We start from the raw sequence: 25,622 nt of genomic DNA, 5'->3' as shown, positions 1-25,622 counted from the left end.
TTCCTCCCGGTTGCGGCAGCCTCATTGACATAATGGTATAACGACATATCATTAGGCGCAAACGGGAGGTGGTGCATGGGGTCGGAGCGGACCAGGCTCGAGGCGGAGGCCGGCGACGCGGCGCGGCGCGGCGGCGTGCTCGACGCCTCGATGCGCGTGCCGCTCTACCACCAGATCTTCGTCATCCTGCGCAACCGCATCTATTCCGGCGCGCTGTCGCCGGGCGACCACGTGCCCGGCGAGCAGGAGCTGTGCGAGGAGTTCGCCGTCTCGCGCATCACCGCCAAGCGGGCGCTCAACGAGCTCGCCGAGGCGGGGCTGGTGGTGCGCGAGCGCGGCCGCGGCACGCGCGTCGTCAAGCGGCCGCCGGCGCCGGCGGTCACCGCCTCGATCGAGGGCTGGCTCGAGAACGTCTCGCTGATGGGCATCGCCACCGAGGCGCGGGTGCTGGAGTTCGACTACCGGCCGGCCGGCAACGACGTCGGCGAGGCGCTCGGGCTGGCGCCGGCCGACCCGGTGCAGCGCGCGGTGCGCGTGCGCACGCTCGACGGCGAGCCGATGTCCTATCTCGTCACCTTCGTGCCGGAGCCGATCGGCCGCCACTACGACGCCGAGGACCTCGACCGGGTGCCGCTGCTGCACCTGCTGGAGCGGGCGGGCGTGGCCGTCGCCTCGGCGCGGCAGACGATCTCGGCGACGATCGCCGACGCCGACGTGGCGCGCGCGCTCGCCATCCACGCCGGCGCGCCGCTGATCGAGCTGCGCCGCGTGGTGCGCGACAGCGAGGCGCGCCCGGTCGAGTACATCCGCGTGCTCTACCGTCCCGACCTCTACCGCTTCGAGATGACGATGTCGCGCGTGCGCGGCAAGGACGGCATGCGATGGGATGCCCACACGCCGTCGCCGGCCCCGGCCGGCAAGCGGCGAAAAACGACAACCAGAACCGGGGAACAACGGCCGCAGGACGGCCCACAAGCGGAGGTTTGACATGACGAGACAGGCGAACAAGGGCGGCCTCGACCGCCGCGCATTCCTGGCCGCAGGCGGCGCGGCGCTGGGCGCCGGCATCACCGGCTTTCCCGCCGTGCTGCGGGCGCAGACGGAGAGCGTGAAGATCGGGCTGATCCACCCGGTCAGCGGCTTCATCGCCTTTTCCGGCAACCAGTGCCGCGAGGGGGCGCTGATGGCGATCGCCGACATCAACGCGCGCGGCGGCATCCAGTCGCTCGGCGGCGCGCAGCTCGAGGCGGTGCTCGGCGACAGCCAGGGCAAGCCGGAGGTCGGCGCGGCCGAGGTGGCCAAGATGGCCGAGGCCGGCATCCACGGCATCGTCGCCGGCTACGCCTCGTCGATCTCGCTGGCCACCTCGCAGGAGGCGGCCAAGACCAACACGCCGCATGTCGTCGACGTCGGCGTGTCGGACGAGATCACCAAGCGCGGCCTGGAGAACACCTTCCGCTTCAGCCCCGGCTACGGCAAGATCGCCGAGTTCGCGGTCGCCAACCTCGACACGATCAACAAGAACGCCGGCTCGCCGGCCAAGACGGCGATGATCATCCACGAGGAATCGCTGTTCGGCACCGGCACCGCCAACCTGCTCAATGCGCAGCTTCCGCAGATCGGCATCGAGGTGGTCGACACCATCAAGCACGCCAACCCGACGCGCGACTTCACCAACATCGTGCTGCAGATCAAGTCGAACGCGCCGGACCTCATCATTCCGGCCAACTACTACAACGAGTACGTGCTGCTCGCGCGCACCATGCGCCAGCAGCAGGTCTCGGCCAAGGGCATCTACTCGGTGCTCGGCGGCGCGGCGTCGAACTACCAGTTCGTCGCGGAGTTCCCCGAGGCCGCCGACATGATCATGGACTGCAACCACTGGTTCGACCCGAACTCGGAGGTGGCGCTGCAGCGCAAGAAGGCGGCCGAGGACAAGGGGCTCTACTACACCTACGAGGTGTTTTTGGCCTACAACGCCGTCGCCTTCCTGGCCGACGCCATCGAGCGCGCCGGCTCGCTCGACAAGGCGGCGGTCAACGCGGCGCTGGCCGAATCCACCTGGGACGACCACGGCATGCCGTACGGCCCGACGAAGATCGAGAACGGCCAGAACCAGGGCGCCCAGCCGGTCAACACGCAGGTGCTCGACGGCGTCATCGAGGTGATCTACCCCGACCAGTTCGCCTCCGCCGAGGCCGTCTTCCCGATGACGCGCTAGCCGCTCGGCCTGTCGGGCGAGCGCGGAACGGCGCTCGCCCGCTTCACCCTCGCCGGCCGGGCGGCTTAGCCGCTGCCCGGCCGCAGCGGCCCCGCGGGAACGGACGACGCCATGGTCAATCTCGACATCGTGCTGCCTTCGGTGCTCAACGGCCTGACCACCGGCGCGCTCTACGCGCTGGTGGCGCTCGGCCTGACGCTGATCTACGGCGTGCTGCACATCATCAACTTCGCGCACGGCGCGCTGCTGATGGTCGGTCTGTACGGCGTCTACGGGCTCAACGCCTTCGCCGGCGTCGACCCCTATGTGGCGCTGCTCATCGTGCCGCCGGCGATGTTCGCCATCGGTTACGCGCTGCAGCGCGGCATCATCGGCAAGGCGAGCCACGGCCGCGACGAGAACATCCTGCTCGTCACGCTCGGCCTGTCGATCGTCATCGAGAACCTGGCGCTCTACTTCTTCCGCTCCGACACGCGGATCGTCGACACGCCCTATTCCTTCTCCACCGTCGAGGTGCTCGGCGCCTTCCTGCCGCTCACCAAGGTGATCGCCTTCGCCGGCGCGCTGCTCACCGCGGCGCTGATGTGGCTGATCATGACGCGCACCGATCTCGGCCGCGCCATCCGCGCGCTGGCCAAGGAGCGCAAGGGCGCGGCGCTGGTCGGCATCGACACCGACCACATCTTCGCCATGAGCTTCGGCCTCGGCATCGCCTGCCTGGGCATCGCCGCCTGCCTGTTGATGCCGAGCTACTATGTCAGCCCGCAGGTCGGCCACGGCTTCGTGCTGATCGCCTTCACCATCGTCGTGCTCGGCGGCATGGGCTCGTTCACCGGGGCGCTGATCGGCGGCCTCATCATCGGCGTCGTCGAGGCGCTCGGCGGGCTGTTCCTCGGCGAGAGCCTCGGCCAGATCGGCATCTTCCTGATCTTCATCCTGGTGCTGATCTTCCGGCCGACCGGCCTGCTCGGGCATCGGGTGTGACCATGCGGCCGCTCGTCGTTCTCGCCGTCACCTTCGCGCTGATCGGGCTGGCGCCGTTCGCCATCGCCTCCGACTACTGGCTCAACCTGGTCATCATGACGCTGTACGCCGCGCTGCTCGGCCAGGCGTGGAACATCCTCGGCGGCTATGGCGGCCAGTTCTCCTTCGGCCACGCCGCCTTCTTCGGCACCGGCGCCTATGCGGTGGCGGTGCTGCAGGTCGAGCTCGGCCTCAACCCCTGGCTGGGGCTCGCCGCCGGCGGCCTGCTGGCGGCCGGCGTCGGCGCCTTCGTCGGCTTCTGCACCTTCCGCTACGGCCTGCGCGGCTCCTATTTCGCGCTCGTCACGCTGGCCTTCGCCGAGGTGCTCAGGATCCTGTCCAACTCGGTGTGGTTCACCGGGGCCGGCGTCGGCATCCTGATCCCGCTCGAGCGCGGCGCGGCGAGCTTCCAGTTCGTCGACAAGGCCGGCTTCTTCTGGGTGATCTGGGGTATGGCGCTGGCCGCCTTCGCCACCGCCTGGTGGATCGGGCACTCACGCTTCGGCGCGCAGCTCATGGCCGTGCGCGACAACGAGGACGCCGCGCGCGCGCTCGGCGTCGACGCCTTCCGCGTCAAGATGGCGGCGATCACGCTGTCGGGCTTCTTCTCGGGCCTGGCCGGCGTGTTCTACGCGCAGTACTTCCTCTATCTCGACCCCTATATCGCCTACGGCCCGGCGATCTCGGTGGAGAGCCTGCTGGTGCCGATCATCGGCGGCATGGGCACCATCTTCGGACCGCTGCTCGGCGCGGCGGCGCTGCAGGCGGTGGCCGAGCTGACCAAGGAGGTGGTCGGCGAGGCGCCGGGCATCAGCCTGGCCGTCTACGGCACGCTGCTCGTCGTCATGGTGCTGTTCATGCCGCGCGGGCTGGCCGGCCTCGGCGCGCGGATCGCCGGGCTCGGGCCGCGCGCCCGGCGCCGCCGCGCCGCCCGGCTGGAGGCGCGCAATGCTTGAGCTGCGCGGCCTTTCCAAGCGCTTCGGCGGCGTGCAGGCGGCGCGCGACGTCTCCTTCACCGTGCCGGCCGGCCGCATCTCCTCGCTGATCGGGCCGAACGGCGCCGGCAAGACGACGCTGTTCGCGCTGATCACCGGATTCCACCGGCCGGACGCCGGCAGCGTGGTGTTCGACGGCGCGCCGATCGACGGCCTGCCGCCGGAGGCGATCGCCCGGCGCGGCATGGTGCGCACCTTCCAGATCGTGCAGCCCTTCGCCGGCCAGACGGTGCGCGACAACATCGCCGTCGGCGCGCATCTGCGCATCCGCTCGCGCCGCGCCGCGCTCGCCAAGGCCGAGGAGGTGGCCGCCGCCGTCGGCCTCGACGACCGGCTCGACATGGACGCCGCGGCGCTGACGGTGGCCGGGCGCAAGCGGCTCGAGGTCGCGCGCGCGCTGGCCACCGAGCCGAAGCTGATCCTGTTCGACGAGGTGCTGGCCGGCCTCAACCCGTCGGAGATCCGCGACGTGCTGCCGCTGATCCGCGCCATCCGCGACCGCGGCGTGACCATCTTCCTGATCGAGCACGTGATGCAGGCGGTGATGAGCCTGTCGGAGCACACCTGGGTGCTCAACCAGGGCGAGCTGATCGCCGAGGGCGCGCCGCAGGAGGTGGTGCGCGACCCGCACGTCATCGAGGCCTATCTCGGCAAGGGCATGGCCGCGCGCGTCGGCGGCCGGGAGCAGGCGCATGCTTGAGGTCAGCGGACTGCGCGCCGGCTACGGCGCCGTCGAGGTGCTGCGCGGCATCGACCTGTCGATCGCGGCCGGCCAGATCGTCGCGCTGCTCGGCTCCAACGGCGTCGGCAAGACGACGTTCTCGTCGGTCGTCACCGGGCTGATGCGGCCGTGGGGCGGCACGATCCGCTTTCGCGGCGAGGCGATCGGCGGGCTGCCGGCGCGCGCCACCGTGGCGCGCGGGCTGATCCACGTGCCGGAGGGACGGCACATCTTTCCCAATCTCACCGTGCGCGAGAACCTCGAGCTCGGCGCCTACCGGCGCGGCAAGCCGAACCGCGAGGCCAACATCGAGCGCGTCGCCGCCGTCTTCCCGCGGCTCAAGGAGCGCTTCGCCCAGAAGGCGGGCACGCTGTCGGGCGGCGAGCAGCAGATGCTGGCGATCGGTCGCGGCATGATGGCCGAGCCGGAGCTCCTGATCCTCGACGAGCCGTCGATCGGCCTGTCGCCGCTGCTGGTCGAGGAGATGTTCGCGCTGATCCGCCGGCTGGCCGACGACGGGCTGACGATCCTGCTGGTCGAGCAGAACGTGCTGCAGTCGATGGAGATCGCCAGCCACGCCTTCGTCATGGAGAACGGCGAGATCCGGCTGTCGGGCAGGCCGGCCGAGCTGATGGAAGACCCGGAGCTGCAGCGCTCCTATCTGGGACTGGCATGATGGCGACGACGCTGGCCGAGAAGATCATCGCACGGGCCGCCGGCCGCGACCGGGTGCGGCCGGGCGAGGTGGTGACCGCGCAGGTCGACCTCGCCATGATCCACGATTCGGGCGGGCCGCGCCGCGTCCAGCCGATCCTCGAGACGCTCGGCGTCGGCTTGTGGGACGCGCGCAAGGTGGTGCTGATCTCCGACCATTTCGTGCCCGGCGACACCGACGAGGGCGCGCGCATCCTGGAGCTCACCCGGCAGTGGGCGAAGCAGCGCCGGGTGTCGTTCTACGACGGGCAGGGCATCTGCCACGTGGTGCTGCCGGAGCGCGGCCACCTGGCGCCCGGCATGCTGGTCGTCGGCGGCGACAGCCACTCGCCGACCGGCGGCGCCTTCGGCGCCTACATGTTCGGCGTCGGCGCGACGGAGATGGCCGGCGTGCTGGCGACCGGCGAGATCTGGCTCGAGGTGCCCGGCACCATCCTCCTGGAATGGCGCAACCGGCTGTCGCCGGGCGTCACCGCCAAGGACATGATGCTGGCGCTGTGCGGAAGGCTCGGCATGGACGGCGGCGGCTACCAGGCGGTCGAGTATGCCGGCCCGGCGATCGCCGCGCTGTCGATGCAGGAGCGCATGACGCTGTCCAACATGGCCGCCGAGCTCGGCGCCCAGGCCGGGCTGATCGCGCCCGACGCGACGACCGCGGCCTATCTCGAGACGGCCGGCGCGACGCCGGGCGACTGGCAGGGGCTGCGCACCGACGCCGACGCCGCGCTGGCCGCGCACCACGTCTTCGACGCCGCCGCGCTGGCGCCGCAGGTCGCCGCGCCGCACTCGCCGGCCAACGCCATGCCGGTCGGCGAGGCGCCAGACACCGCCATCGACGTCGCCTATATCGGCGCGTGCACCGGCGCCAAGTACGACGACCTGGCGGCCGCCGCCGCGATCCTGCGCGGCCGGCGGCTGGCGCCCGGCGTCGCGCTGCTCGTCGCGCCGGCCTCGCGGCAGGACCAGGAGCGCGCCGCCGCCGACGGCATCATGGCGGTGTTCGAGGCGGTCGGCGGCCGGCTCCTGCCCAACGCCTGCGGCATCTGCGCCGGCTACGGCGCGCACCGGCTCGGCGAGGACGTCACCTGCATCTCGTCGACGGCGCGCAACTTCAAGGGCCGCATGGGCGCGGCGAGCGCCAAGGTGTGGCTCGCCTCGCCGCTGTCGGTGGCGGCCGCCGCGGTGACCGGGCGGATCACCGATCCGCGCGCGCTGCTGGCCGAGCGGGGGGCGGCGTGATGGCGGGCCGCGTCTTCCTTGTCGGCGACGACATCGACACCGACCAGCTCGCGCCCGGCCGCTACATGGCCGGCGGCGTGGAGGCGCTGGCGCAGCACTGCCTGGAGGGCGTGCGGCCGGATTTCGCGCGCACCGTGCGGCCGGGCGACATCCTGGTGGCCGGCCGCAACTTCGGCGCCGGCTCCTCGCGCGAGCAGGCCGTCGAGGCGCTGCGCCATCTCGGCGTGGCCGGCATCGTCGCGCACTCGTTTGCCGGCATCTTCTTCCGCAATGCCATCAATCTCGGCCTGCCGGTGATGACGGCGGCCGATCTCGGCGCGGTGGCGGACGGCGATCGCGCCGAACTCGACGTCGCGGCGGCCGCGCTCCGGCTGCCCGACAGGGGCGAGACGGTGGCGCTCGCGCCGCTCGCCGACAATCTGCGCGCGCTGCTCGCCGACGGCGGGCTGGTGCCGCATCTCAAGAAGCGCTTCGCGGCGCGGGAGGCGCAGCGATGAGGCTCGGCGAACGGCTGACATCGGGCAGGATCGTGCTGGCGCCGGGCGTCTACGACGCGCTGACGGCGCTGCTGGCCGCCGACGCCGGCGCCGAGGCGGTCTACCTGTCGGGCGCCTCGCTCGCCTACACCCGCTTCGGCCGACCCGACATCGGGCTCGTCTCGATGAGCGAGGTGGCCGACACCATCGCGCTGATCCGCGACCGCGTGGCGCTGCCGCTGATCGTCGACGCCGACACCGGCTTCGGCAACGCGATGAACGTCGAGCGCACGACGCGGGTGTTCGAGCGCATGGGCGCGTCCGCCCTGCAGCTCGAGGACCAGGCGTTTCCCAAGCGCTGCGGCCATCTGGAAGGCAAGGCGCTGGTCGGCGCCGGCGAGATGGCCGGCAAGATCCGCGCGGCCTGCGGCGCGCGCGCCTCGCCCGACACGCTGGTCATCGCGCGCACCGACGCGCTCGCCGTCGAGGGCTACGAGCCGGCGCTGGAGCGCGCCGAGGCCTATCTCGAGGCGGGCGCCGACGTGCTGTTCGTCGAGGCGCCGCAGTCGGACGAGCAGCTCGCCGGCATCGCCCGGCGCTTCGCCGGGCGGGTGCCGCTGATGGCCAACATGGTGGAGGGCGGGCGCACGCCGCTGCACGACGCCGCCGCGCTCGAGCGGCTCGGCTACGCGCTGGTGATCTTTCCCGGCGGCATCGTGCGCGCCCTGGCGCACACCGCCTCGGCCTACTACGCCAACCTGGTCGCGACCGGCTCCAACGCCGGCTTCCGCGACCGCATGCTCGATTTCGCCGGCCTCAACGCGGCGATCGGCACGCCGGCCATGCTGGCCCGCGCCAAGACCTTCCAGGACGAGTCATGAACGCCATCGACCCCGTCACCCTGGCCATCCTCAAGGGACGGCTGGAGCAGATCGCCGACGAGATGGACGCGACGCTGTTCCGCTCCGCCTTCAACCCGATCATCGCCGAGGCGCACGACGCCTCGCACGGCATCTACGACGCGGCGACCGGCGAGACGCTGGTGCAGGGCAAGTCCGGCCTGCCGATCTTCGTCGGCGTCATGGCCTTCGCCGTCAAGGCGGTGATCGACAAGGCGGCGAAGAGCGGCGGCCTCAACGAGGGCGACGTGTGGATCTTCAACGATCCCTATGCCGGCGGCACGCACCTGTCCGACTTCCGGCTGGTCAAGCCGGTGTTCCGCGACGGCGCGCCGTTCTGCTTCCTGGCCTCGGTCGGCCACTGGCACGACGTCGGCGGCAACGTGCCGGGCAACTACAACCCGGCCGCCACCGAGAGCTTCCAGGAGGGCATGCTGATCCCGCCGGTCAAGCTCTACGACCGCGGCACCTTCCGCCAGGACGTGGTCGACATCCTGTCGGCCAACTCGCGGCTGCCGATGTCGCTCTATGGCGACCTGAACGGCCAGATCAACGCGCTCGAGCTCGGCGAGCGGCGCATGGCCGCGCTGATCGACGACTACGGCGCGCCGACGGTCGCCGGCGCGCTGGGCGAGCTCAAGGCGCGCGCCGCGCGCATGATGCGCGCGCAGATCGCCGGGCTGCCGGCCGGCACGGTGTCGGCCGAGGACTTCCTCGACAATGACGGCATCGTCGACGCGCCGCTCAAGATCGCGCTCGACCTGACGATCGAGGGCGAGCGCATGGTGATGGACTTCTCGCGCTCCTCGCCGGCCTGCGCCGGGCCGGTCAACATCTCGCGCGCCACCACGGTGGCGGCCTGCTACGTCGCGCTCAAGCACATCTTCGGCGAGGTGCCGGCCAATGCCGGCGTGCTGGAGCCGGTCGAGTTCCGCATCGACGAGGGCTCGCTGCTGTCGGTCGGGCCGCCCAAGCCGGTCGGCGGCTACACCGAGACGATCCTGCGGCTGATCGACGTCGTCTTTCAGGCGGTGGCCAAGATCGCGCCGGACGACGCCATGGCCTGCGCCTATGGCACCATCAACGCGCTGTCGCTGGCCGGCCACCGCGCCGACGGCCAGCGCTGGGTGATGTTCTCCTTCTTCGGCGGCGGGCACGGCGCGCACGGCGCCGGCGACGGCCTCAACCACGGCAACGCGCCGATCTCGACGGCGACCATCCCGCCGCTCGAGATCCTCGAGGCGGCCTATCCGGTGCGCTTCACGCGCTGGGCACTGCGGCCGGATTCCGGCGGGCCGGGCACCTATCGCGGCGGCCTCGGCGCCGTCTACGAGATCGAGCTGATGGAGCGCGCGGCGGAGGTCTTCCTGTTCGGCGAGCGCGGCCGCCATCCGCCGCCCGGCGTCGCCGGCGGCGAAGCGGCGGCGGCCAACCGCTTCACCTATCAGCAGGACGACGGCGAGCACCGGCCGCCGCTCGCCTCCAAGATGGTCGGCATCCGGCTTTCCCGCGGCCAGCGGGTGCGGCTCGAGACGCCGGGCGGCGGCGGCTACGGCCCGCCGACGGCGCGCGATCCCGAGGCGGTGCGGCGCGACGTGCGGCTCGGCTATGTCGGGCGCGAGGCGGCGCGCAGCGCCTATGGCGTGGTGCTGGCCGACGACGGAACGGTGGACGGCGCGGCGACGGCGGCGCTGCGCGGCGCGGAGGCGGCGCAGTGAGCGGCAGGCATCTCGTGGTCGGCGTCGACGTCGGCGGCACCTTCACCGACGTCTTCGTGCTCGACGAGCGGGCCGGCCGGGTGGCGACCGCCAAGGTGCCGTCGACGCGCGGCGACCAGTCGCGCGGCTTCGTCGAGGGCATCGCGGCCGGCGTCGACGACTTCGCGGCGATCGGCACCGTGGTGCACGGCACGACGGTCGGCACCAATGCGCTGCTCGAGCGCAAGGGCGCGCGCACCGGCATCATCACGACGGCGGGCTTCGCCGACGTGCTCGAGATGCGCCGCCGCGACCGGCCGACGACCTGGGGCCTGCGCGGCAGCTTCACGCCGGTGGTCGAGCGGCCCGACCGGCGCGAGGTGGCCGAGCGCGTGCTGGCCGACGGCACGGTGCTGGAGGCGGTCGACGAAGCGGCGGTGCGCGCCTGCGCCGGCGCGCTGGCGGAGGCCGGCTGCGAGGCGGTCTGCGTGTTCTTCATCAACGGCTACGCCAACGATGCCAACGAGGCGCGCGCCGTCGAGGCGGTGCGCTCGGTGTGGCCCAACGCCTATGTCACCGGGGCGACCGAGATCCTGCCGGAGATCCGCGAGTTCGAGCGGCTGTCGACGGCCGCGCTCAACGCCTATCTGCAGCCGGTGGTGTCGTCCTATCTCGACCGGCTGGAGGGCGCGCTCGGCACGCGCGGGGCGGCCGGCGACGTGCTGATCGTGCAGTCGAACGGCGGCGTGATGACGGTCGAGACGGCCAAGCGCTATCCGGTGCGCACGGCGCTGTCGGGGCCGGCGGCCGGCGTCATCGCGGCCACCGCCATCGCCCGGGCGGCCGGCTTCGACGACATCATCACCTGCGACATGGGCGGCACCTCCTTCGACGTGTCGCTGGTCGCCGGCGGCGCGGCGGCGCTGGCGCCGCAGACGGCCATCGACTTCGGCATGGTGGTGCGCGTGCCGATGATCGAGATCACCACCATCGGCGCCGGCGGCGGCTCGATCGCCCATGTCGACAAAAGCGGGCTGCTGCAGGTCGGCCCCGAATCGGCCGGCTCCGACCCGGGGCCGGTGTGCTACGGGCTCGGCAACGCGCGGCCGACGGTGACCGACGCCAATCTGGTGCTCGGCCGCATCAACGCCGAGCGGCCGATCGGCGGCAAGCTCGACCGGCTCGACACGGCCGCCGCGCGGCGCGCCATCGAGCAGCACGTCGCCGGGCCGCTCGGCCTCGGCGTGGAAGAGGCGGCCGAGGCGATCCTCAAGCTCGCCAACGCCCGCATGGCCGGCGCCATCCGGCTCGTCTCCATCGAGCGCGGGCACGACCCGGCGCGCTTCGCCGCCATGCCGTTCGGCGGCGGCGGCGCGCTGCACGCCGGCGCGCTGATCAAGGAGGTCGGGCTCGGCTCGGCGCTGGTGCCGCGCTTTCCCGGCGTCACCTCGGCGCTCGGCTGCGTCGTCGCCGACATGCGGCACGACCGGGTGCAGACCGTCAACCGGCTGCTCGACGCGCTCGACGCCGGCGCGCTCGGCCGCGACATGGCGGCGGTCGCCGAGGCGGCGGAGGCGCTGCTGGCGCGCGCCGGCGTCGGCTTCACGCGCATCGACCGCATCTACGAGCTCGACATGCTGTATCTCGGCCAGACGCACACGGTGAGCGTGCCGATCGCGATCGGGCCGGACGGGCTGACGCGCGCGGCGGTGATGGCCGCCTTCGAGGACGCCTACCGGGCCGCCTACGGCCGGCTGCTCGACGGCATCCCGGTGCGGGTGATGAACCACCGGGTGGCGGTGATCGGCCGGCGGCCCGACCTCGACATGGCCGTCTTCGCGCCGCTCGACGGCCGGCCGGCGGAAGCCTGCCGCACCGGCACGCGGCGCGTCTATGCCGACGGCGCCTTCCACGAGGCCGGCGTCTACGACCGCCTGGCGCTGGCCGTCGACGCGCGGGTCGAGGGCCCGGCGCTGCTCGAGCAGGCCGACACCACGATCTTCGTCGATCCGGGGCTGGTCGGCACGGTCGACCGCTTCGGCAACCTGATCGTGCGGCCGCGGGAGACCGGCGATGGCTGAGCGGCCGCTCGAGCCCGCGCGCACGGGCCTGCTGATCGTCGACCTGCAGAACGACTTCCTGCATCCCGACGGCGCCTATGCGCGCGGCGGCCGCAGCGCGCCGGCGATCGCCGCGCTGCCGGCGCGCGTGCGGCCGGTCGCCGACGCGCTGCGCGCGGCCGGCGGCTGGGTGATCTCGGCCCAGTTCACCCTGGTGCCGGGCAAGGGCGGCGCGCCGTTCATCGCGCCGCATCTCAAGGCGATGCGGCCGTTCCTCGGCAAGGGCGACTTCCTGCCCGGCGCCTGGGGGCACCAGCTCGTCGACCTTCTGCAGCCGGCCGACCTGACGGTCGAGAAGGTGGCCTATTCGGCCTTCTACATGACGCGGCTCGACTGGCTGCTGCGCAAGGCCGGCATCGACACGCTGCTGGTCGCCGGCATCGTCACCAATGGCGGCGTCGCCTCGACGGTGCGCGACGCGCATGTGCGCGAGCTCGCCACCTTCGTGCTGGCCGACGGCTGCGCGGCCTTCGACCAGGCGGTGCACGAGCGCGCCATCGCCGATCTCGCGACGGTCGGTCGCGTCGTCACCTGCGCGGAGGCGGCGGCCATGGTGGCCGGGCGGTGAGCGGCGCCATGGCCGGCGTCGTGCGCGGGCCGCCGCCGCGGCTCGACGCGGAGGCCGACGTGGTCGTTATCGGCGCCGGCGCCTGCGGCCTCGTCGCCGCGCTTGCGGCAGGCGAGGCGGGGGCCGAGGTCGTCGTCGTCGAGCGCGACGCCACGCCGAGCGGCTCGACGTCGCTGTCGTCGGGCTTCGTGCCGGCGCCGGGCACGCGCTTCCAGCGCGCCGCCGGCATCGCCGACGACACCGCCGCGCGCTTCGCCGCCGACATCGCGGCCAAGGCGCACGGCACGGCCGAGCCGGCGCTGGTGCGGCTCGCCAGCCGCGCCATCGGCCCGGCGCTGGAATGGCTGGCCGACCGGCACGGGCTGGAATGGCTGGTGCTCGACGACTTCCTCTATCCCGGCCATTCGCGCCATCGCATGCACGCGGTGCCGGAAAAGACCGGCGCCGGCCTGCTCGCCCGGCTTCTCGCCGCGACGCAGGCCGCCGGCGTGCCGCTGGCCGCCGGGGCGCGGGCGGCGCGGCTCTACGCGGCACCGGACGGCCGCGTGGCGGCCGTCGGGCTCGACCGACCGGACGGGGCGACGGAGACCGTCGGCTGCCGCGCGCTGGTGCTCGCCTGCAACGGCTATGGCGGCGACCCGGCGCTGGTGCGCCGGCACATCCCGGAAATGGCCGGGGCGCTCTATTTCGGCCATGCCGGCAACACCGGCGACGCGCTGCGCTGGGGCACGGCGCTGGGCGCGGCGACGCGCCACCTGTCGGGCTATCAGGGGCACGGCTCGGTGGCCCATCCGCACGGCATCCTGATCTCCTGGGCGCTGATGATGGAGGGCGGCATCCAGGTCAACGCCGAGGGCCGCCGCTTCTCCAACGAGCATGGCGGCTATTCCGAGCAGGCGGTCGCCGTGCTCGGCCAGCCGGGCGGCATCGCCTGGGCGGTGTTCGACGCGCGGCTCGACGCCTTCGCCGAGGGCTTCGCCGACTACCGCGCCGCGCGCGCGGCCGGCGCCGTGCGCGAGGCGGCCGACGTCGCCGGGCTCGCCGCCGCCACCGGCCTGCCGCAGGCCGCGCTCGGCGAGACGCTGGCCGCGGCGGCGCGCTGCCAGGCGGGCGCGGAAGACGACCCGTTCGGCCGCGATTTCACGACCAGGCCGGCGCTGGCGCCGCCCTACCGCGCGGTGCGGGTGACCGGCGCGCTGTTCCACACCCAGGGCGGGCTGATGATCGACGAGACGGCGCGCGTCGTCGACGGCGACGGCGCGCCGCTGCCCAATCTGTTCGCCGCCGGCGGCGCGGCCTGCGGCGTGTCGGGGCCGCATGTCGAGGGCTACCTGTCGGGCAACGGGCTGCTGACGGCGATCGCCTTCGGCCGTGTCGCGGGGCGGGCGGCCGGCGCCATGGCGGCGGCCGGCTGAACGGTCGCGGCGGCGGCGCTTTGCGGCACGGCGAAGCGGGACCGCGCTCGGCCCGCAAGCGCTCACTGCCGGCTCAGAGCACCTCGCCGAACAGCCGCTGGTTGACCGCGCGCGGCCTGGCCGCCTCCGTGGCGTCGGCGGCGACGAAGGAGGACCTGCCGCCGGCGAGATCGGCCGGCAGCACCAGCACGCGCACGAAGGCGGCGTTGCTGCCGCCGCAATTGGTGCCGACGACGGGCTCCTCGCCGGTCTCGAACCAGGCGTCGCCGGCCGCGATGCGGCGCACTGTGTCGCCGACATCGGCGCGCAGCGTGCCGAAGACCAGCCGGCGCAGGCCGGGGCCGCGGTGGCCGTGGCGCGGCGTCTGCGCGCCGTGCTCGGATTCGATGCGGTCGGCGCGCACCAGGTGCGGGCCGTCGAAAGGCGGCACGAAGGGATGCGCGGCGACGATCTCGGCGTCGAGATAGGGGGCAGCGGCGTCGGTCTTCTCGTAGAGCCACACGTCGGCGCCGGCGGCGACCGACACGCGGCCGGCGACGAAGGCGCCGGCATCGGGCTGCAGCGTCACCGGCGCGCCCTCGCGGGTCACCGTCGCGCGGCCGGCGCGCACATAGACGAACCAGGCCGTGCCCGGCCGGTCGGGCAGGGCGGTCTCGCCGGGGGCGAGGTCGTAGACGGCGAGGCGGAGGCGAGGCTGGCTGGCGGTCATCGCCGGAACTCCCTTGAAATCGCACAATGGTCGAGAATGGTGCGCACGGTCGCGCTGCCGGCGTCGAGGTATTCGTCGAGGATGTCGAAGTGGTCGTAGCCGGGCAGCACGGCGAGCGAGGGCTCGCGGCCGTGCCGGCGCAGATGGCTGTAGTAGCGGAACGTCTGGTCGACCCACTGCCACGGCTCGCGGCCGCCGACCTGGAGCGCGATCGCCGGGTTGAGCACCGGCGCGCGGCGCTCGACGTCGTGGCGCGCGGCGATCGCCGCGTCGAGCTTGAGCTCGGCGTTGACGCTGGTGCCGATCGCCGGGGCGGGATCGTAGATGCCGCTGGTCAGCAGCGCGCCGACGAGGCCGACCGCCGCCGGCTGCGGCCAGGCATGGGCGACGATGGCGGCGCCGAGATGGGCGCCGGCCGAGTGGCCCGACAGCGTGATGCGCGCCGGATCGCCGCCATGCCCGGCGATGTTGCGGCAAACCCAGTCGAACCCGGCGATCGCGGAAGCCACGACGCCGTCGAGCGTGGAGGCCGGGCAGAGCTCGTAGTTGGCGATCACCGTGGTGACGCCGTGCGGCACCAGCGTGCCGGCGACGAAGGCGTAGTTGGCCTTGTCCTGGGCGCGCCAGTAGCCGCCGTGCAGGAAGATATGCACCGGCGCGCCGGCCTCGGCGGCCGGGTAGATGTCGAGCCGGCGCAGCGGGTGGTCGCCATAGGCGACGTCGTCGATGCGCGCCAGGCGCTCGCGCGCCGCCGCGTTGACCGGCTCGCGCCGCGCCCGCGCCGCGGCGAAGTCGGGAAAGGCGCGCTGCGGGTTGTACTGGAACTCGTGCTCCTCCGGCGTCAGGCCGGACCAGATCGGTCGTTCGCTCGTCATCGTCTCCCCCGTCTCCGGCCGCTCGCCGGCCGGCCGCACATTAGGCGAGGCGGAGGCCGGATTGAAAGAGGGTTCTTGCATTTTGGGCGTGAATGGTTCACCAATGAGTCAGATTTGGCAACGCCGTTGCGACGGCCGCAGCCGGCGTGCGGCAGGGGTGGAACGGGAGGTGACCGCTTGAAGATCGCGTCCATCGAGTTCGTGGCGCTCAGCGCGCCGCTGGCCGCCGGCAAGGCCTACGGCATGTCCAAGGCGCTGGCCACGGGACGCCAGTCGACGCTGGTGCGGCTCACGCTCGAGGACGGCACGGACGGCTTCGGCGAGGCGTGGGGGCCGCCGCCCTTCAACATGGCGCTGCTGCCGCTGCTGCAGCGCCATCTGGTCGGGGTGAACGTGCTCGACGTCGAGCACGTCTTCGACCGCATCACCGCGCAGCACTACCATTTCGGCTTCCAGGGGCCGCTGATGACGGCGATCTCGGGCGTCGACATCGCCGCCAAGGACGCCGCCGGCAAGATGCTCGGCGTGCCGGTGTGCCGGCTGATCGGCGGCCGCAACCTGGAGCGCGTGCCGATCTACGCCTCCGGCGGCTATCTGACCGAGACGCCGGAGGCCGACTTCGCGCCGCAGATTGAGGCGATGGCCGAGGCCGGCCACCGCCACGTCAAGATCAAGATCGGCTTGTCGCCGGAAAGCGACGAGGCGCGGCTCGCCACGGCGCGCACGATCCTCGGCGAGGAGGTCGACATCCTGGTCGACATCAATGCCAACTACACCTTCGACGTCGCGCGCGAGGCGATGGCGCGCATGCGACCGTACCGGCCGGGCTGGGTCGAGGAGCCGCTCGGCCCGCGCGACTATGACGGGCTGGCGCGGCTCGCCGCCGTCGCCGGCCTGCCGATCGCCACCGGCGAGGCGCTCTATTCGGTGCACGACTTCCGGCCGATCGCGACGGCCGGCTCGGCCGACGTGCTGCAGCCCGACCTGTCGCTGTGCGGCGGCTTCTGGCAGGGCCGCAAGATCGCCGAGCTGGCGCACGCCCACCACCTGCGGCTGTCGCCGCATGTGTGGGGCGGGGCGGTCGGGCTCGCCGCGGCGCTGCACTACATCGCGGCGCTGTCGGCCTATCCGCATGCCGGCAACGTGCCGCGGCCGGTGCTTCTGGAATACGATCTCGGCGAGAACCCGCTGCGCAGCGACCTGCTCAAGGCGCCGCTGGCGCCGGTCGACGGCGCCATCGCGGTGCCGGACGGGCCGGGCCTCGGCATCGAGATCGACATGGCCGCGGTCGAACGCCATGCCGTCGGCTGAGCGCGTGCGCGAAACCGACGCCATGCGCGAGGACGCGCTGCTCGAGGTGCGCGACCTGCGCACCCACTTCTTCACCGAGGCCGGCGTCGTCAAGGCGGTCGACGGCGTGACGCTGAGCCTCGGCACGGCCGAGACGCTGGCGATCGTCGGCGAATCGGGCTCCGGCAAGTCGGTGACCGGGCTGACGGTGATGCGGCTGCTCGCCCGCACGCCGGCGCGCGTCGTCGGCGGGCGCATCCTGTTCCGCGACCGCGGCGGCGCGGCGCTCGACCTTCTGGGGCTCGGCGAGGAGCGCATGCAGCGCATCCGCGGCAACGAGATCGCGATGATCTTCCAGGATCCGATGTCGAGCCTCAACCCGGTGTTCACCGTCGGCGAGCAGATCGCCGAATCGCTGCGCGCCCATCTCGGCCAGGACCGCGACAGCGCGCGGCGCTCGGCCGTGGAACTGCTCGACCAGGTCGGCATCTCCGATCCGCAGCGCCGGGTGCGGGCCTATCCGCACGAGCTGTCGGGCGGCATGCGGCAGCGCGTCATGATCGCGCTGGCGCTCGCCTGCAACCCGCGGCTGCTGATCGCCGACGAGCCGACGACGGCGCTCGACGTGACCATCCAGGCGCAGATCATCGCGCTCCTGAAGCGGCTGCAGCGCGAGCGGCAGATGGCGATGATCTTCGTCACCCACGACCTCAAGCTGGTCGGCGAGATCGCCGACCGGGTGGCGGTGATGTATGCCAGCCGGGTGGTCGAGGAGGGTGCGGTGGCCGACGTGCTGGAGCGGCCGCGCCACCCCTACACGAAGGCGCTGATCTCGTGCATCCCGCGGCGCGACTACGGCGCGGCCGAGAGCCAGACGCTCAACCCGATCCCCGGCACGCTGCCCAACCCGCTGGCGCCGCCCGACGGCTGCCCCTTCCATCCGCGCTGCAACCACGCCGTGGCGGCCTGCCGCGCCGCCGTGCCGGCGCTGGAGGAGGCCGCGCCCGGCCACACCACGGCCTGCATCCGCTGGCAGGAGCTGTCGCTGTGAGCGCCGTCGAGACGCGAAAGGACAGGGCCGCGGCGGCCGGCGCGCCGCTGCTTGCCGTGCGCGGGCTTACCAAGCATTTTCCCGTCGGCCGCTCCCTTCTGGGCTCCGGCCGGGCGGCGGTGCGCGCGGTCGAGGCGGTCGATTTCGACGTGGCGGCCGGCGAGGTGGTCGGCGTGGTCGGCGAATCGGGCTCCGGCAAGTCGACGCTGGGGCGCCTGGTGCTGCGGCTGATCGAGGCGACGGCCGGCGAGGTGCGCTTCGACGGCCAGGATCTCGGCGCGCTCGACGCCGGCGCGCTGCGCCGCTTCCGGCGCCACTTCCAGATGATCTTCCAGGACCCGATCTCGAGCCTCAACGCGCGCATGACGGTCGGCGACATCCTGAGCGAGCCGCTGCGGCTGCACTTCGGCATGACGCGCGCCGATGCCGCCGACGCCGCCGTGCGGCTGCTCGAGCAGGTCGGCCTCGGCGCGCAGCACATGGCGCGCTATCCGCGCTCGTTCTCCGGCGGCCAGGGCCAGCGCATCGCGGTGGCGCGTGCGCTCGCCTCCTCGCCGCGCTTCATCGTCGCTGACGAGCCGGTCTCCGCGCTCGACGTGTCGGTGCAGGCCGAGGTGGTCAACCTGCTGCGCGGCCTGCAGCGCGAGCTCGGCCTGGCGCTGATGTTCATCAGCCACGACCTGTCGGTGGTCGAGGTGATCGCCGACCGGGTGGTGGTGCTCTATCTCGGCCGCATCATGGAGGTGGCGCCGACCGAGGCGCTCTACCGGCGCCCGGCGCATCCCTACACGGCCGCCCTGCTGCAGGCGGTGCCCGGCGCGGTGCCGCCGGAAAACCGCGTGCTCCTGAAGGGCGAGATCCCGAGCCCGGCCGCGCCGCCATCGGGCTGCGTGTTCCGCACGCGCTGCCCCTTCGCCATCGACGCGTGCGCCGGCGACGTGCCGGCGCTGCGCGAGATCGCCCCCAACCAGTTCAAGGCGTGCATCCGCGATGACCTCTCGCTCTGACGCTCCGACCCGCGGCGAGGCGGTGCTGGTGCTCGGTGGCCGCGGCTTCGTCGGCTCGCACGTCACGCGCCGGCTGGTGGCGGCCGGCTACCGGCCGCACCTGTTCGGCCCGCCGATGGCCGACGACCTGCTGGCCGATCTCGCCGGCCGCTTCGACGAGAGCCACGGCAGCGTCGAGGACCGCGCGGCGGTCGCCGAGGCGCTGGCGCGCAGCGGCGCGCGGCGCCTCGTCACCACGGTGGCGCACAGCGTCGGGCGCAGCGGGCTGATGCGCTCGGGCGACGCGGAGTCCGACCGCGCGCTGGCGATCAACGTGCTCGGCTTCCGCAACGTGCTGGAGGCGGCGCTCGAGGCCGGCGTCAAGCGCGTGGTGTGGACGAGCTCGACCGTCGTCTACGGCTCGGCCTGGGACTATCCGGGCGAGCCGGTCGACGAGGCCGCGCCGTGCCGGCCGCTCACCTTCTACGGGCTGACCAAGCAGCTCTCGGAGGATCTGGCCGGCTACTACCGCAACCGCTTCGGCCTCGACGTGGTCGGCCTGCGGCTGCCGCTCGTGCTCGGGCCGGGCCTCTGGTACCAGGGCGCGGCGGCGGCGATCACCGGCGCCGTGGCGGCGGCCGCGGCCGGCCGCGCGCACGCCTTCGCCTTCCACGACGACCCGATCGACCTGATGCATGTCGGCGACGTCGCCGCGGCGGTGCTGGCCGCGCTGGAGCGCGGCGGCCAGGCCGAGGCGGTCTACAACATCAACGGCTTCACCGCGCGCATGAGCGACATCCTCGAGGCGCTGGCGCGCCGCTTCGGCGCGCTTCACGTGACGTGGCGCAGCGAGGAGGCGGCGCTGCGCTTCCCGCTGATCGATGACCGCCGCTTCCGCCGCGACTTCGCCTTCGCGCCGGCCTTCGACCTCGACGGGGTCATCCAGTCCATGCTCGATGAGGAGACGACCGATGTATGAGGACAAGCTCGCCGCGCTCGGCCTGACGCTGCCGGAGGCCGCCGCGCCGTCCTTCAACTATGTGCCGGTCACGGTGCATCGCGGCGTCGCCTATGTCAGCGGCCAGCTTCCCAAGGTCGACGGGGCGGTGCGGGTGTTCGGCAAGGTCGGCGCGGAGGTCGACCTGGAGACGGCGCAGCAGGAGGCGCGGGTGTGCATCCTGCAGGGGCTCGCCTGCCTGAAGGCGGCGATCGGCTCGCTCGACCGCGTCGAGCGGATCCTCAAGATCAACGGCTACGTCGCCTCCGCGCCCGGCTTCAACGCGCAGCCGAAGGTGCTCGACGCGGCGTCCGACCTGCTCGGCGCGGTGTTCGGCGCGGCAGGGCGGCACGCGCGCGCGGCCGTCGGCGTGGCCGAGCTGCCGCGCAACACCGCCGTCGAGATCGAGATGACGGTGGCCGTGCGCGAGGAGGAGGCCGCCGGTTCGTGACGCGGCGCGGCGGGCCGCCGGGGCGGACTGCCGATGCATGCGTGCCAAGAGGAGCAATCCGCCGCCCGGCACCTGCCACCGACGGGCGGCGCCCCGGCCACAGGCCGGGCAACAACAAGCAACCGGTGGCGCGCCACTCTGGAGGAGCGAGATGTCTCTCATACTGAACGCAAGACGCCTGATCGGCCGGCGGGTGCGCTACGGCGCGATGTCCCTGCTGTCGGCCGCCGCGCTGGGCCTGGCGAGCGCGGCAAACGCCCAGGCCGAGCTTTACGGCCCGGTGCCGGAGAACCCGCAGACGGGCGGCACGCTGGAGGTCGGCCTGCTGGTCGAGCCGCCGGCGCTCGACCCCTTCCACCAGGCGGCCGACGCGCGCATCCGCGTCACCGTGCTGATGTATCAGGGGCTGTTCTACGAATCGGCCGACGGCGAGGCGCTGCCGCTGCTGGCCGAGAGCTACGAGATCTCCGACGACGGGCTCACCTACACGATCCGGCTGCGCGAGGGCGTCACCTTCCACACCGGCAAGGCGATGACGGCCGAGGACGTGGCCTACAGCTACAACTACATCCGCGATCCGGAAAACGGCTCGCCCGGCGCCGGCGACTTCGCCATCATCGACACAGTCGAGGCGGTCGACCCGCTGACCGTGCGCTTTGACCTGAGCGAGCCGAACGCGGCGCTGCCGATGACGCTCGGCAACAAGTACGGCGCCGTCGTGCCGGCCGGCTATTTCGACGCCGAGGGCGCCAAGAACCGCATGAACGCGGAGAGCGTCGGCACCGGTCCGTTCAAGCTGGTCGAGTTCAACCCGAACCAGAACCTGCTGATGGCCAAGAACGAGGACTACTGGGAGGAGGGCGCGCCCTATCTCGACGAGATCAACTTCTCCTTCCTGCCCAACAGCGCCTCGATGCTGATCGCGCTGCGCAACGACCGCATCGACCTGGTGGCGCTCAGCCGGCCGCAGGACGTGCAGCAGGTCGAGGGCATCGAGGGGCTGGTGATCGAGCGCTTCCCCTCGCTCAACCAGAAGGCCATCGACCTCGGCTCCGAGACCGAGCCGCTCGGCGACGTCAAGGTGCGCCAGGCGATCTCGCTGGCGGTCGACAAGCAGCAGATCATGGAGGCGGCGATCGGCGGCTACGGCCAGGTGATCGGCACCATGGTCGCCGGCATGCAGGAGCGCTGGGGCGTGCCGCTTGAGGAGCTGCCCAACGAGACGGTCGACATCGAGCGGGCCAAAGCGCTGCTCGAGGAGGCGGGCCACGGCGACGGCTTCGAGCTGACGCTGACCACCATCAACGGCTACGACTGGATGGACCCGGCGGCCGTGACGCTGAAGCAGCAGCTCGCCGAGATCGGCATCGACCTCAACATCCAGCGCGTCGACCTCGGCGTGTGGATCAACAACTTCCGCTCCTCGCAGATGGGCTTCACCTTCAACGACTGGGCGACGCAGCCGGACCCGAACCTGCTGTTCTACCGCCACTTCCACCAGAAGCCGGAAGGCGCCGACTTCCGCAACTGGGACAACGCGGAGGCGAGCGCGCTGCTCGACAAGGGGCGCGCGGAATCCGACTATGAGGCGCGGCGCGAGCTCTACAGCCAGTTCCAGACGATCATGGCGGAGACCGTGCCGACCATCATGCTGTTCTCGGCCGACCACATCGTGGTGCGCGACGAGGCGGTGAAGAACTACGTGCAGCATCCGACGGGCTGGTACTACGGCTTCGCGCGCACGTATCTCGACGAGTAGGGGCGGCGCCCCGGCCGGCCCGGCGCGCCGCGCGCCGGGCCGGTGCCAATCCGGCGATGGAAGTGTGATGGGACTCTATCTCTTGAAGCGCCTCGGCGCCTCGCTGCTGACGGCCGTCATCGCGACGTTCCTGGTCTTCGTGCTGGTGCGCATGGTGCCGGGCGACGTGGTGGCGCAGATGATGGGCCAGGCGGGCGGCACGGAGGCCGAGGCGGCGCTGCGCGCCTTCTTCGGGCTCGACCGGCCGATCTACCTGCAGTACCTGGGCTGGCTCGGCGACGCGCTGACCGGCGATCTCGGCCAGAGCTGGACGCGCGGCATGCCGGTCGCCGGCATGGTCGGCGACGCCTTCCTCGTCACGCTGCAACTCGGCCTGATGACGCTCGCCATCGCCACGCTGATCGGCGTGCCGCTCGGCATCGTGGCCGGCATCTATGAGGGCCGGCCGATCGACACCGCCATCCAGGGCTTCAACGTGCTCGGCCTGTCGGCGCCGGTGTTCTGGGTCGGGCTGATGGTGCTGGTCGCCGTGTCGAGCGCGTTTTCCTGGTCGCCGCCGCTGCGCTTCGTGCCGCCGACGCGCTCGCTGGCCGACAATCTCGCCATCCTGGCGCTGCCGGTGGTCAGCCTGGCGCTGCTGCAGGTCGCCGCCTACAGCCAGTTCGTGCGCCAGAACGTGGTCACCGCGCTGCACCAGCCCTATGTGCGCACGGCGGTCGCCAAGGGCATGCCGACGCGCATCGTCTTCTTCAAGCACATCCTGCGCAACGTCACGATCCCGATCGTCACCTTCATGGGGCTGATCCTGATCCAGATCCTCGGCGGCGTCGTCATCATCGAATCGCTGTTCGCGCTGCCCGGCCTCGGCCGGCTGCTGCTGACGGCGATCGAGACGCGCGACTATCCGGTCGTGCAGGGGGCGCTGCTCGTCGTCGTGCTGGTGGCGATGGTGGTCAACCTGATCGTCGACATCGCCTATCACGTCATCGACCCGCGCATGCGCGTGAGCTGAGGTCCGGCATGGCAAACGACACCCTCACGGCCGGCCGCGCGGCCTGGACCCAGCGCCTGGGGCGCACGCTGCGCCACGACCCGGCGCTCGCCTTCGGCCTGGCGCTGATCGGCGTGCTCGTCGCCGTCAGCGTGGCGCCCGGCCTGTTCGCCGGCCAGTCGCCCTTCGAGATCGATTCGGCGGCCGCCCTGCAGCCGCCGTCGGCGGCGCACTGGTTCGGCACCGACGACGTCGGCCGCGACATCTACGCCCGCGTCATCCACGGCGCGCGCATCACGCTGTCGATCTGCGCCGGCTCGCTCGCCGTGTCGGCGCTGCTCGGCGGCATGCTCGGGCTGGTCTCGGGCTATTTCGGCGGGCTGATCGACCAGGTGCTCGGGCGGCTAATCGACGTCATGCTGTCGTTCCCGCCGATCATCCTCGGCATCATCATCACCGGCATCCTGGGGCCGGAGACGGTCAACCTCGTGCTCGCCCTGTCGATCGTCTACATGCCGGTGTTCTTCCGCATCGCGCGGGCCGGCGCGATGAGCGAGGCGAGCCTGCCCTATGTCGAGGCGGCGCGCAGCGTCGGCCTGACCGACGGCGCGATCCTGCGCCGCCACGTCACGCGCAACGTGGTGCCGCTGCTGCTCACCCAGTACATGATCCTGTTCCCGCTGATCCTGCAGATCCAGGCCGCGCTCGGCTTTCTCGGCCTCGGCGTGCAGCCGCCGACGCCCGACTGGGGCGCCATCCTCGAGCAGGGCAAGGACTACATCCTGTTCGCGCCGTGGATGTCGGTGTTTCCGGGGCTGGCGGTGCTGATCACCGCGCTGGCGCTGATGCTGGTCGGCCGCTCGCTGCAGCACAGGATCAACCGGCGATGAGGCGCGGCGGCGAACCGACGAGGCCGCGCCGCGCCCGCGCGGAAGGCAGACCGACTCCGACGCCTCACCTTGCCGCGTCGGCGAACGGCGAACCGGTCTTCACGTCGCTCGGAAACGCGCTAGCTCGAGCTCGCCGCCGACAGGGTGTTGAGCAGGTAGCTGCGGATCGCCTCGCGCGCGGCCGCCGCGTCGCCGGCCTTGAGCGCGTCGACGATGCGGGCGTTGTCGCGGTAGGCGGCCTCGCGCACGGCGGCGACCGGGCTTGGATGGCCGCCCGGCCGGCCCCACTGGGCGCGCCGGCGCGAGGCGACGATCTGCTCGAACACGAAGCTCATGAAGCGGTTGTGCGCGGCGCGCACGATCGACAGGTGGAGGCAGTACTTGGCCTCCTTGAAGGCGCTCCAGTCCGGCGCGGCGTGCAGCTCGGCGAGATAGGCCTCCATCACCGCGATGTCGTCGGCGGTGGCGCGCTCGACGACGAGGTCGGGGATCGCCGGCTCGAACAAGAGCCGCGCCTCGAGCAGCTCGGCCAGGCTGTACTCCTCGGCCGGTCCCGCCATGCGGCCGACCGCGCCGTCGGCGACGAAGGTGCCGCGCCCGACATGGCGCTCGATCAGGCCGTCGTCGGCAAGCAGGCTCATCGTGCGGCGGATGGTGTTGCGCGCGGTGCCGAACTGCTCGGCCAGCGCGCGCTCGGTCGGCAGCCGGCCGCGCTCGCCGAAGGCGCCGCGCAGGATGGCGTCCTTCAGGCGCTGATAGATCTCCAGCCGTTCGGCATCGGACCGGGCGCGGGCGCCGTGCGCGCCGAGCAGATCGGAATTGGTGTGGAACATGGTGTCGGTTTGGTCGGCCATCGGAGCTTCGCGTCGGCTGGAATCTTTCCGACAAATATACCAATGCGGCGAGAAGGACAAACGGCAAAGGCCGGCAAGGGTTGCGTGTCGTCGCGCCGGCCGGTGATTTTCGCGGCTATTGGTCGAAAATGGGTCAAACGGCCGGAGCGCTTTTGCAATGCTTGAAGACGGAGTGGAAACGATGCGGCGATCGGGTGGACAGCTCGTGGTCGAGGCGTTCAGGGCGAACGGCGTGGAGCAGGTGTTCGGCGTGCCGGGCGAGAGCTTCCTGCCGATCCTCGACGCGCTGGTCGACACGCCGGAGATCCGGCTGACGATCGCCCGCCAGGAGGGCGGCGCGGCGATGATGGCCGAGGCGCACGGCAAGCTGACCGGCCGGCCCGGCATCTGCCTGGTGACGCGCGGGCCGGGCGCGGCCAACGCCTATGCCGGGGTGCACGTGGCGGCGCAGGATTCCACGCCGATGATCCTGCTGGTCGGCCAGATCGCGCGCGAGGTGACCGACCGCGAGGCCTTCCAGGAGATCGACGTCAAAGCGATGTTCGGCGACCAGGTGAAGTGGGCGGCGCAGGTCAACGACACCGCGCGGCTGCCCGAATACATGGCGCGCGCGTTCTCCACCGCGATGGCGGGGCGGCCGGGGCCGGTCGTGCTGGCGCTGCCGGAGGACGTGCTCGCCGG

At 72.3% G+C, this 25,622-nt stretch carries 25 protein-coding genes; 22 read left to right on the top strand and 3 right to left on the bottom strand.

Translation table 11 applies throughout. The features are described from left to right. Positions 1–75: 75 nt before the first annotated feature. The 13 genes from N1F89_RS13295 (at position 76) to N1F89_RS13235 (ending at position 14,088) form a co-directional block, all read left to right on the top strand. Complete coding sequence (locus tag N1F89_RS13295) at positions 76–987, top strand: GntR family transcriptional regulator (RefSeq protein WP_290084641.1); 912 nt, start codon at positions 76–78, stop codon at positions 985–987. Position 988: 1 nt separating this feature from the next. After that, complete coding sequence (locus N1F89_RS13290; protein ID WP_290084640.1) at positions 989–2,221, top strand: ABC transporter substrate-binding protein; 1,233 nt, start codon at positions 989–991, stop codon at positions 2,219–2,221. 111 nt (positions 2,222–2,332) lie between these two features. Beyond that, a complete protein-coding gene (locus N1F89_RS13285; RefSeq protein ID WP_290084639.1) occupies positions 2,333–3,205 on the top strand; it encodes a branched-chain amino acid ABC transporter permease in 873 nt (290 codons plus the stop codon). Positions 3,206–3,207: 2 nt separating this feature from the next. Then, positions 3,208–4,200 (top strand): branched-chain amino acid ABC transporter permease, encoded by a 993-nt coding sequence (locus N1F89_RS13280; protein WP_290084638.1) that lies wholly within the window; start codon positions 3,208–3,210, stop codon positions 4,198–4,200. Next, on the top strand, positions 4,193–4,939 hold the full coding sequence (locus tag N1F89_RS13275; RefSeq protein WP_290084637.1) for an ABC transporter ATP-binding protein: 747 nt from the start codon (positions 4,193–4,195) through the stop codon (positions 4,937–4,939). The genes N1F89_RS13280 and N1F89_RS13275 overlap by 8 nt, the downstream gene beginning before the upstream one ends. After that, entirely contained in the window at positions 4,932–5,636 is a 705-nt protein-coding gene (locus N1F89_RS13270; RefSeq protein ID WP_290084635.1) for an ABC transporter ATP-binding protein, read from the top strand. The genes N1F89_RS13275 and N1F89_RS13270 overlap by 8 nt, the downstream gene beginning before the upstream one ends. Further along, the gene (locus N1F89_RS13265; RefSeq protein ID WP_290084634.1) at positions 5,636–6,913 is read left to right on the top strand and encodes an aconitase/3-isopropylmalate dehydratase large subunit family protein; all 1,278 of its coding nucleotides are present in this window, start codon (positions 5,636–5,638) and stop codon (positions 6,911–6,913) included. Before N1F89_RS13270 ends, N1F89_RS13265 begins: the two co-directional genes overlap by 1 nt. Next, positions 6,913–7,410 (top strand): 3-isopropylmalate dehydratase, encoded by a 498-nt coding sequence (locus N1F89_RS13260; protein ID WP_290084631.1) that lies wholly within the window; start codon positions 6,913–6,915, stop codon positions 7,408–7,410. Before N1F89_RS13265 ends, N1F89_RS13260 begins: the two co-directional genes overlap by 1 nt. After that, positions 7,407–8,270, top strand: coding sequence for an isocitrate lyase/phosphoenolpyruvate mutase family protein (locus N1F89_RS13255; RefSeq protein ID WP_290084630.1), 864 nt, complete (start codon positions 7,407–7,409; stop codon positions 8,268–8,270). Before N1F89_RS13260 ends, N1F89_RS13255 begins: the two co-directional genes overlap by 4 nt. Further along, positions 8,267–10,006, top strand: coding sequence for a hydantoinase B/oxoprolinase family protein (locus tag N1F89_RS13250; RefSeq protein WP_290084629.1), 1,740 nt, complete (start codon positions 8,267–8,269; stop codon positions 10,004–10,006). Before N1F89_RS13255 ends, N1F89_RS13250 begins: the two co-directional genes overlap by 4 nt. Continuing rightward, a complete protein-coding gene (locus N1F89_RS13245; RefSeq protein WP_290084627.1) occupies positions 10,003–12,066 on the top strand; it encodes a hydantoinase/oxoprolinase family protein in 2,064 nt (687 codons plus the stop codon). The genes N1F89_RS13250 and N1F89_RS13245 overlap by 4 nt, the downstream gene beginning before the upstream one ends. Next, positions 12,059–12,673 (top strand): cysteine hydrolase, encoded by a 615-nt coding sequence (locus N1F89_RS13240; protein WP_290084625.1) that lies wholly within the window; start codon positions 12,059–12,061, stop codon positions 12,671–12,673. Before N1F89_RS13245 ends, N1F89_RS13240 begins: the two co-directional genes overlap by 8 nt. An 8-nt stretch (positions 12,674–12,681) precedes the next feature. Then, positions 12,682–14,088, top strand: a complete 1,407-nt coding sequence (locus N1F89_RS13235) for an FAD-dependent oxidoreductase (RefSeq protein ID WP_290084659.1) — start codon at positions 12,682–12,684, stop codon at positions 14,086–14,088. Between the two features lie 73 nt (positions 14,089–14,161). On the opposite strand, the gene N1F89_RS13230 is transcribed toward N1F89_RS13235, so the two are convergent. Further along, positions 14,162–14,797, bottom strand: coding sequence for a hypothetical protein (locus N1F89_RS13230; protein WP_290084623.1), 636 nt, complete (start codon positions 14,795–14,797; stop codon positions 14,162–14,164). Beyond that, complete coding sequence (locus tag N1F89_RS13225; protein WP_290084622.1) at positions 14,794–15,672, bottom strand: alpha/beta hydrolase; 879 nt, start codon at positions 15,670–15,672, stop codon at positions 14,794–14,796. Before N1F89_RS13225 ends, N1F89_RS13230 begins: the two co-directional genes overlap by 4 nt. Positions 15,673–15,849: 177 nt before the next feature. On the opposite strand from N1F89_RS13225, the gene N1F89_RS13220 reads away from it, so the two are divergent. From N1F89_RS13220 to N1F89_RS13185, 8 genes are all read left to right on the top strand, one after another. Then, positions 15,850–16,983: a mandelate racemase/muconate lactonizing enzyme family protein gene (locus N1F89_RS13220; protein ID WP_290084619.1), complete on the top strand. Its 1,134-nt coding sequence runs from the start codon at positions 15,850–15,852 to the stop codon at positions 16,981–16,983. A 22-nt stretch (positions 16,984–17,005) separates the two neighbouring features. Continuing rightward, positions 17,006–18,013, top strand: a complete 1,008-nt coding sequence (locus tag N1F89_RS13215) for an ABC transporter ATP-binding protein (protein WP_290084658.1) — start codon at positions 17,006–17,008, stop codon at positions 18,011–18,013. Then, positions 18,010–19,020, top strand: a complete 1,011-nt coding sequence (locus tag N1F89_RS13210) for an oligopeptide/dipeptide ABC transporter ATP-binding protein (RefSeq protein ID WP_290084617.1) — start codon at positions 18,010–18,012, stop codon at positions 19,018–19,020. Before N1F89_RS13215 ends, N1F89_RS13210 begins: the two co-directional genes overlap by 4 nt. Beyond that, the gene (locus N1F89_RS13205) at positions 19,004–19,978 is read left to right on the top strand and encodes an NAD(P)-dependent oxidoreductase (protein ID WP_290084615.1); all 975 of its coding nucleotides are present in this window, start codon (positions 19,004–19,006) and stop codon (positions 19,976–19,978) included. Before N1F89_RS13210 ends, N1F89_RS13205 begins: the two co-directional genes overlap by 17 nt. Further along, the gene (locus N1F89_RS13200; protein WP_290084613.1) at positions 19,971–20,447 is read left to right on the top strand and encodes a RidA family protein; all 477 of its coding nucleotides are present in this window, start codon (positions 19,971–19,973) and stop codon (positions 20,445–20,447) included. Before N1F89_RS13205 ends, N1F89_RS13200 begins: the two co-directional genes overlap by 8 nt. A 151-nt stretch (positions 20,448–20,598) precedes the next feature. Further along, complete coding sequence (locus tag N1F89_RS13195; protein WP_290084612.1) at positions 20,599–22,206, top strand: ABC transporter substrate-binding protein; 1,608 nt, start codon at positions 20,599–20,601, stop codon at positions 22,204–22,206. Positions 22,207–22,273: 67 nt separating this feature from the next. Further along, a complete protein-coding gene (locus tag N1F89_RS13190; RefSeq protein WP_290084610.1) occupies positions 22,274–23,218 on the top strand; it encodes an ABC transporter permease in 945 nt (314 codons plus the stop codon). A gap of 8 nt (positions 23,219–23,226) precedes the next feature. Beyond that, on the top strand, positions 23,227–24,087 hold the full coding sequence (locus tag N1F89_RS13185; protein WP_290084608.1) for an ABC transporter permease: 861 nt from the start codon (positions 23,227–23,229) through the stop codon (positions 24,085–24,087). 119 nt (positions 24,088–24,206) lie between these two features. Here N1F89_RS13185 and N1F89_RS13180 read toward each other — a convergent pair whose 3' ends face one another. Next, on the bottom strand, positions 24,207–24,941 hold the full coding sequence (locus N1F89_RS13180) for an FCD domain-containing protein (RefSeq protein ID WP_290084607.1): 735 nt from the start codon (positions 24,939–24,941) through the stop codon (positions 24,207–24,209). 181 nt (positions 24,942–25,122) lie between these two features. Between N1F89_RS13180 and N1F89_RS13175 the strand changes: the two genes are divergently transcribed. Then, positions 25,123–25,622: thiamine pyrophosphate-binding protein (locus N1F89_RS13175; RefSeq protein ID WP_290084604.1), on the top strand; the 500-nt coding region annotated here is incomplete at its 3' end.

This window comes from Aquibium sp. A9E412, assembly GCF_030398335.1.
Classification (GTDB): domain Bacteria; phylum Pseudomonadota; class Alphaproteobacteria; order Rhizobiales; family Rhizobiaceae; genus A9E412.
This window is presented reverse-complemented; position numbering and strand designations above follow the sequence as displayed.

Excerpts from the sequence above, each read along its gene's own strand:
- N1F89_RS13295 (WP_290084641.1), top strand. The coding sequence starts at position 76 with ATGGGGTCGGAGCGGACCAGGCTCGAGGCGGAGGCCGGCGACGCGGCG.
- N1F89_RS13290 (WP_290084640.1), top strand. The coding sequence starts at position 989 with ATGACGAGACAGGCGAACAAGGGCGGCCTCGACCGCCGCGCATTCCTG.
- N1F89_RS13285 (WP_290084639.1), top strand. The coding sequence starts at position 2,333 with ATGGTCAATCTCGACATCGTGCTGCCTTCGGTGCTCAACGGCCTGACC.
- N1F89_RS13280 (WP_290084638.1), top strand. The coding sequence starts at position 3,208 with ATGCGGCCGCTCGTCGTTCTCGCCGTCACCTTCGCGCTGATCGGGCTG.
- N1F89_RS13275 (WP_290084637.1), top strand. The coding sequence starts at position 4,193 with ATGCTTGAGCTGCGCGGCCTTTCCAAGCGCTTCGGCGGCGTGCAGGCG.
- N1F89_RS13270 (WP_290084635.1), top strand. The coding sequence starts at position 4,932 with ATGCTTGAGGTCAGCGGACTGCGCGCCGGCTACGGCGCCGTCGAGGTG.
- N1F89_RS13265 (WP_290084634.1), top strand. The coding sequence starts at position 5,636 with ATGGCGACGACGCTGGCCGAGAAGATCATCGCACGGGCCGCCGGCCGC.
- N1F89_RS13260 (WP_290084631.1), top strand. The coding sequence starts at position 6,913 with ATGGCGGGCCGCGTCTTCCTTGTCGGCGACGACATCGACACCGACCAG.
- N1F89_RS13255 (WP_290084630.1), top strand. The coding sequence starts at position 7,407 with ATGAGGCTCGGCGAACGGCTGACATCGGGCAGGATCGTGCTGGCGCCG.
- N1F89_RS13250 (WP_290084629.1), top strand. The coding sequence starts at position 8,267 with ATGAACGCCATCGACCCCGTCACCCTGGCCATCCTCAAGGGACGGCTG.
- N1F89_RS13240 (WP_290084625.1), top strand. The coding sequence starts at position 12,059 with ATGGCTGAGCGGCCGCTCGAGCCCGCGCGCACGGGCCTGCTGATCGTC.
- N1F89_RS13235 (WP_290084659.1), top strand. The coding sequence starts at position 12,682 with ATGGCCGGCGTCGTGCGCGGGCCGCCGCCGCGGCTCGACGCGGAGGCC.
- N1F89_RS13230 (WP_290084623.1), bottom strand. The coding sequence starts at position 14,797 with ATGACCGCCAGCCAGCCTCGCCTCCGCCTCGCCGTCTACGACCTCGCC.
- N1F89_RS13225 (WP_290084622.1), bottom strand. The coding sequence starts at position 15,672 with ATGACGAGCGAACGACCGATCTGGTCCGGCCTGACGCCGGAGGAGCAC.
- N1F89_RS13215 (WP_290084658.1), top strand. The coding sequence starts at position 17,006 with ATGCGCGAGGACGCGCTGCTCGAGGTGCGCGACCTGCGCACCCACTTC.
- N1F89_RS13205 (WP_290084615.1), top strand. The coding sequence starts at position 19,004 with ATGACCTCTCGCTCTGACGCTCCGACCCGCGGCGAGGCGGTGCTGGTG.
- N1F89_RS13200 (WP_290084613.1), top strand. The coding sequence starts at position 19,971 with ATGTATGAGGACAAGCTCGCCGCGCTCGGCCTGACGCTGCCGGAGGCC.
- N1F89_RS13195 (WP_290084612.1), top strand. The coding sequence starts at position 20,599 with ATGTCTCTCATACTGAACGCAAGACGCCTGATCGGCCGGCGGGTGCGC.
- N1F89_RS13190 (WP_290084610.1), top strand. The coding sequence starts at position 22,274 with ATGGGACTCTATCTCTTGAAGCGCCTCGGCGCCTCGCTGCTGACGGCC.
- N1F89_RS13185 (WP_290084608.1), top strand. The coding sequence starts at position 23,227 with ATGGCAAACGACACCCTCACGGCCGGCCGCGCGGCCTGGACCCAGCGC.
- N1F89_RS13180 (WP_290084607.1), bottom strand. The coding sequence starts at position 24,941 with ATGGCCGACCAAACCGACACCATGTTCCACACCAATTCCGATCTGCTC.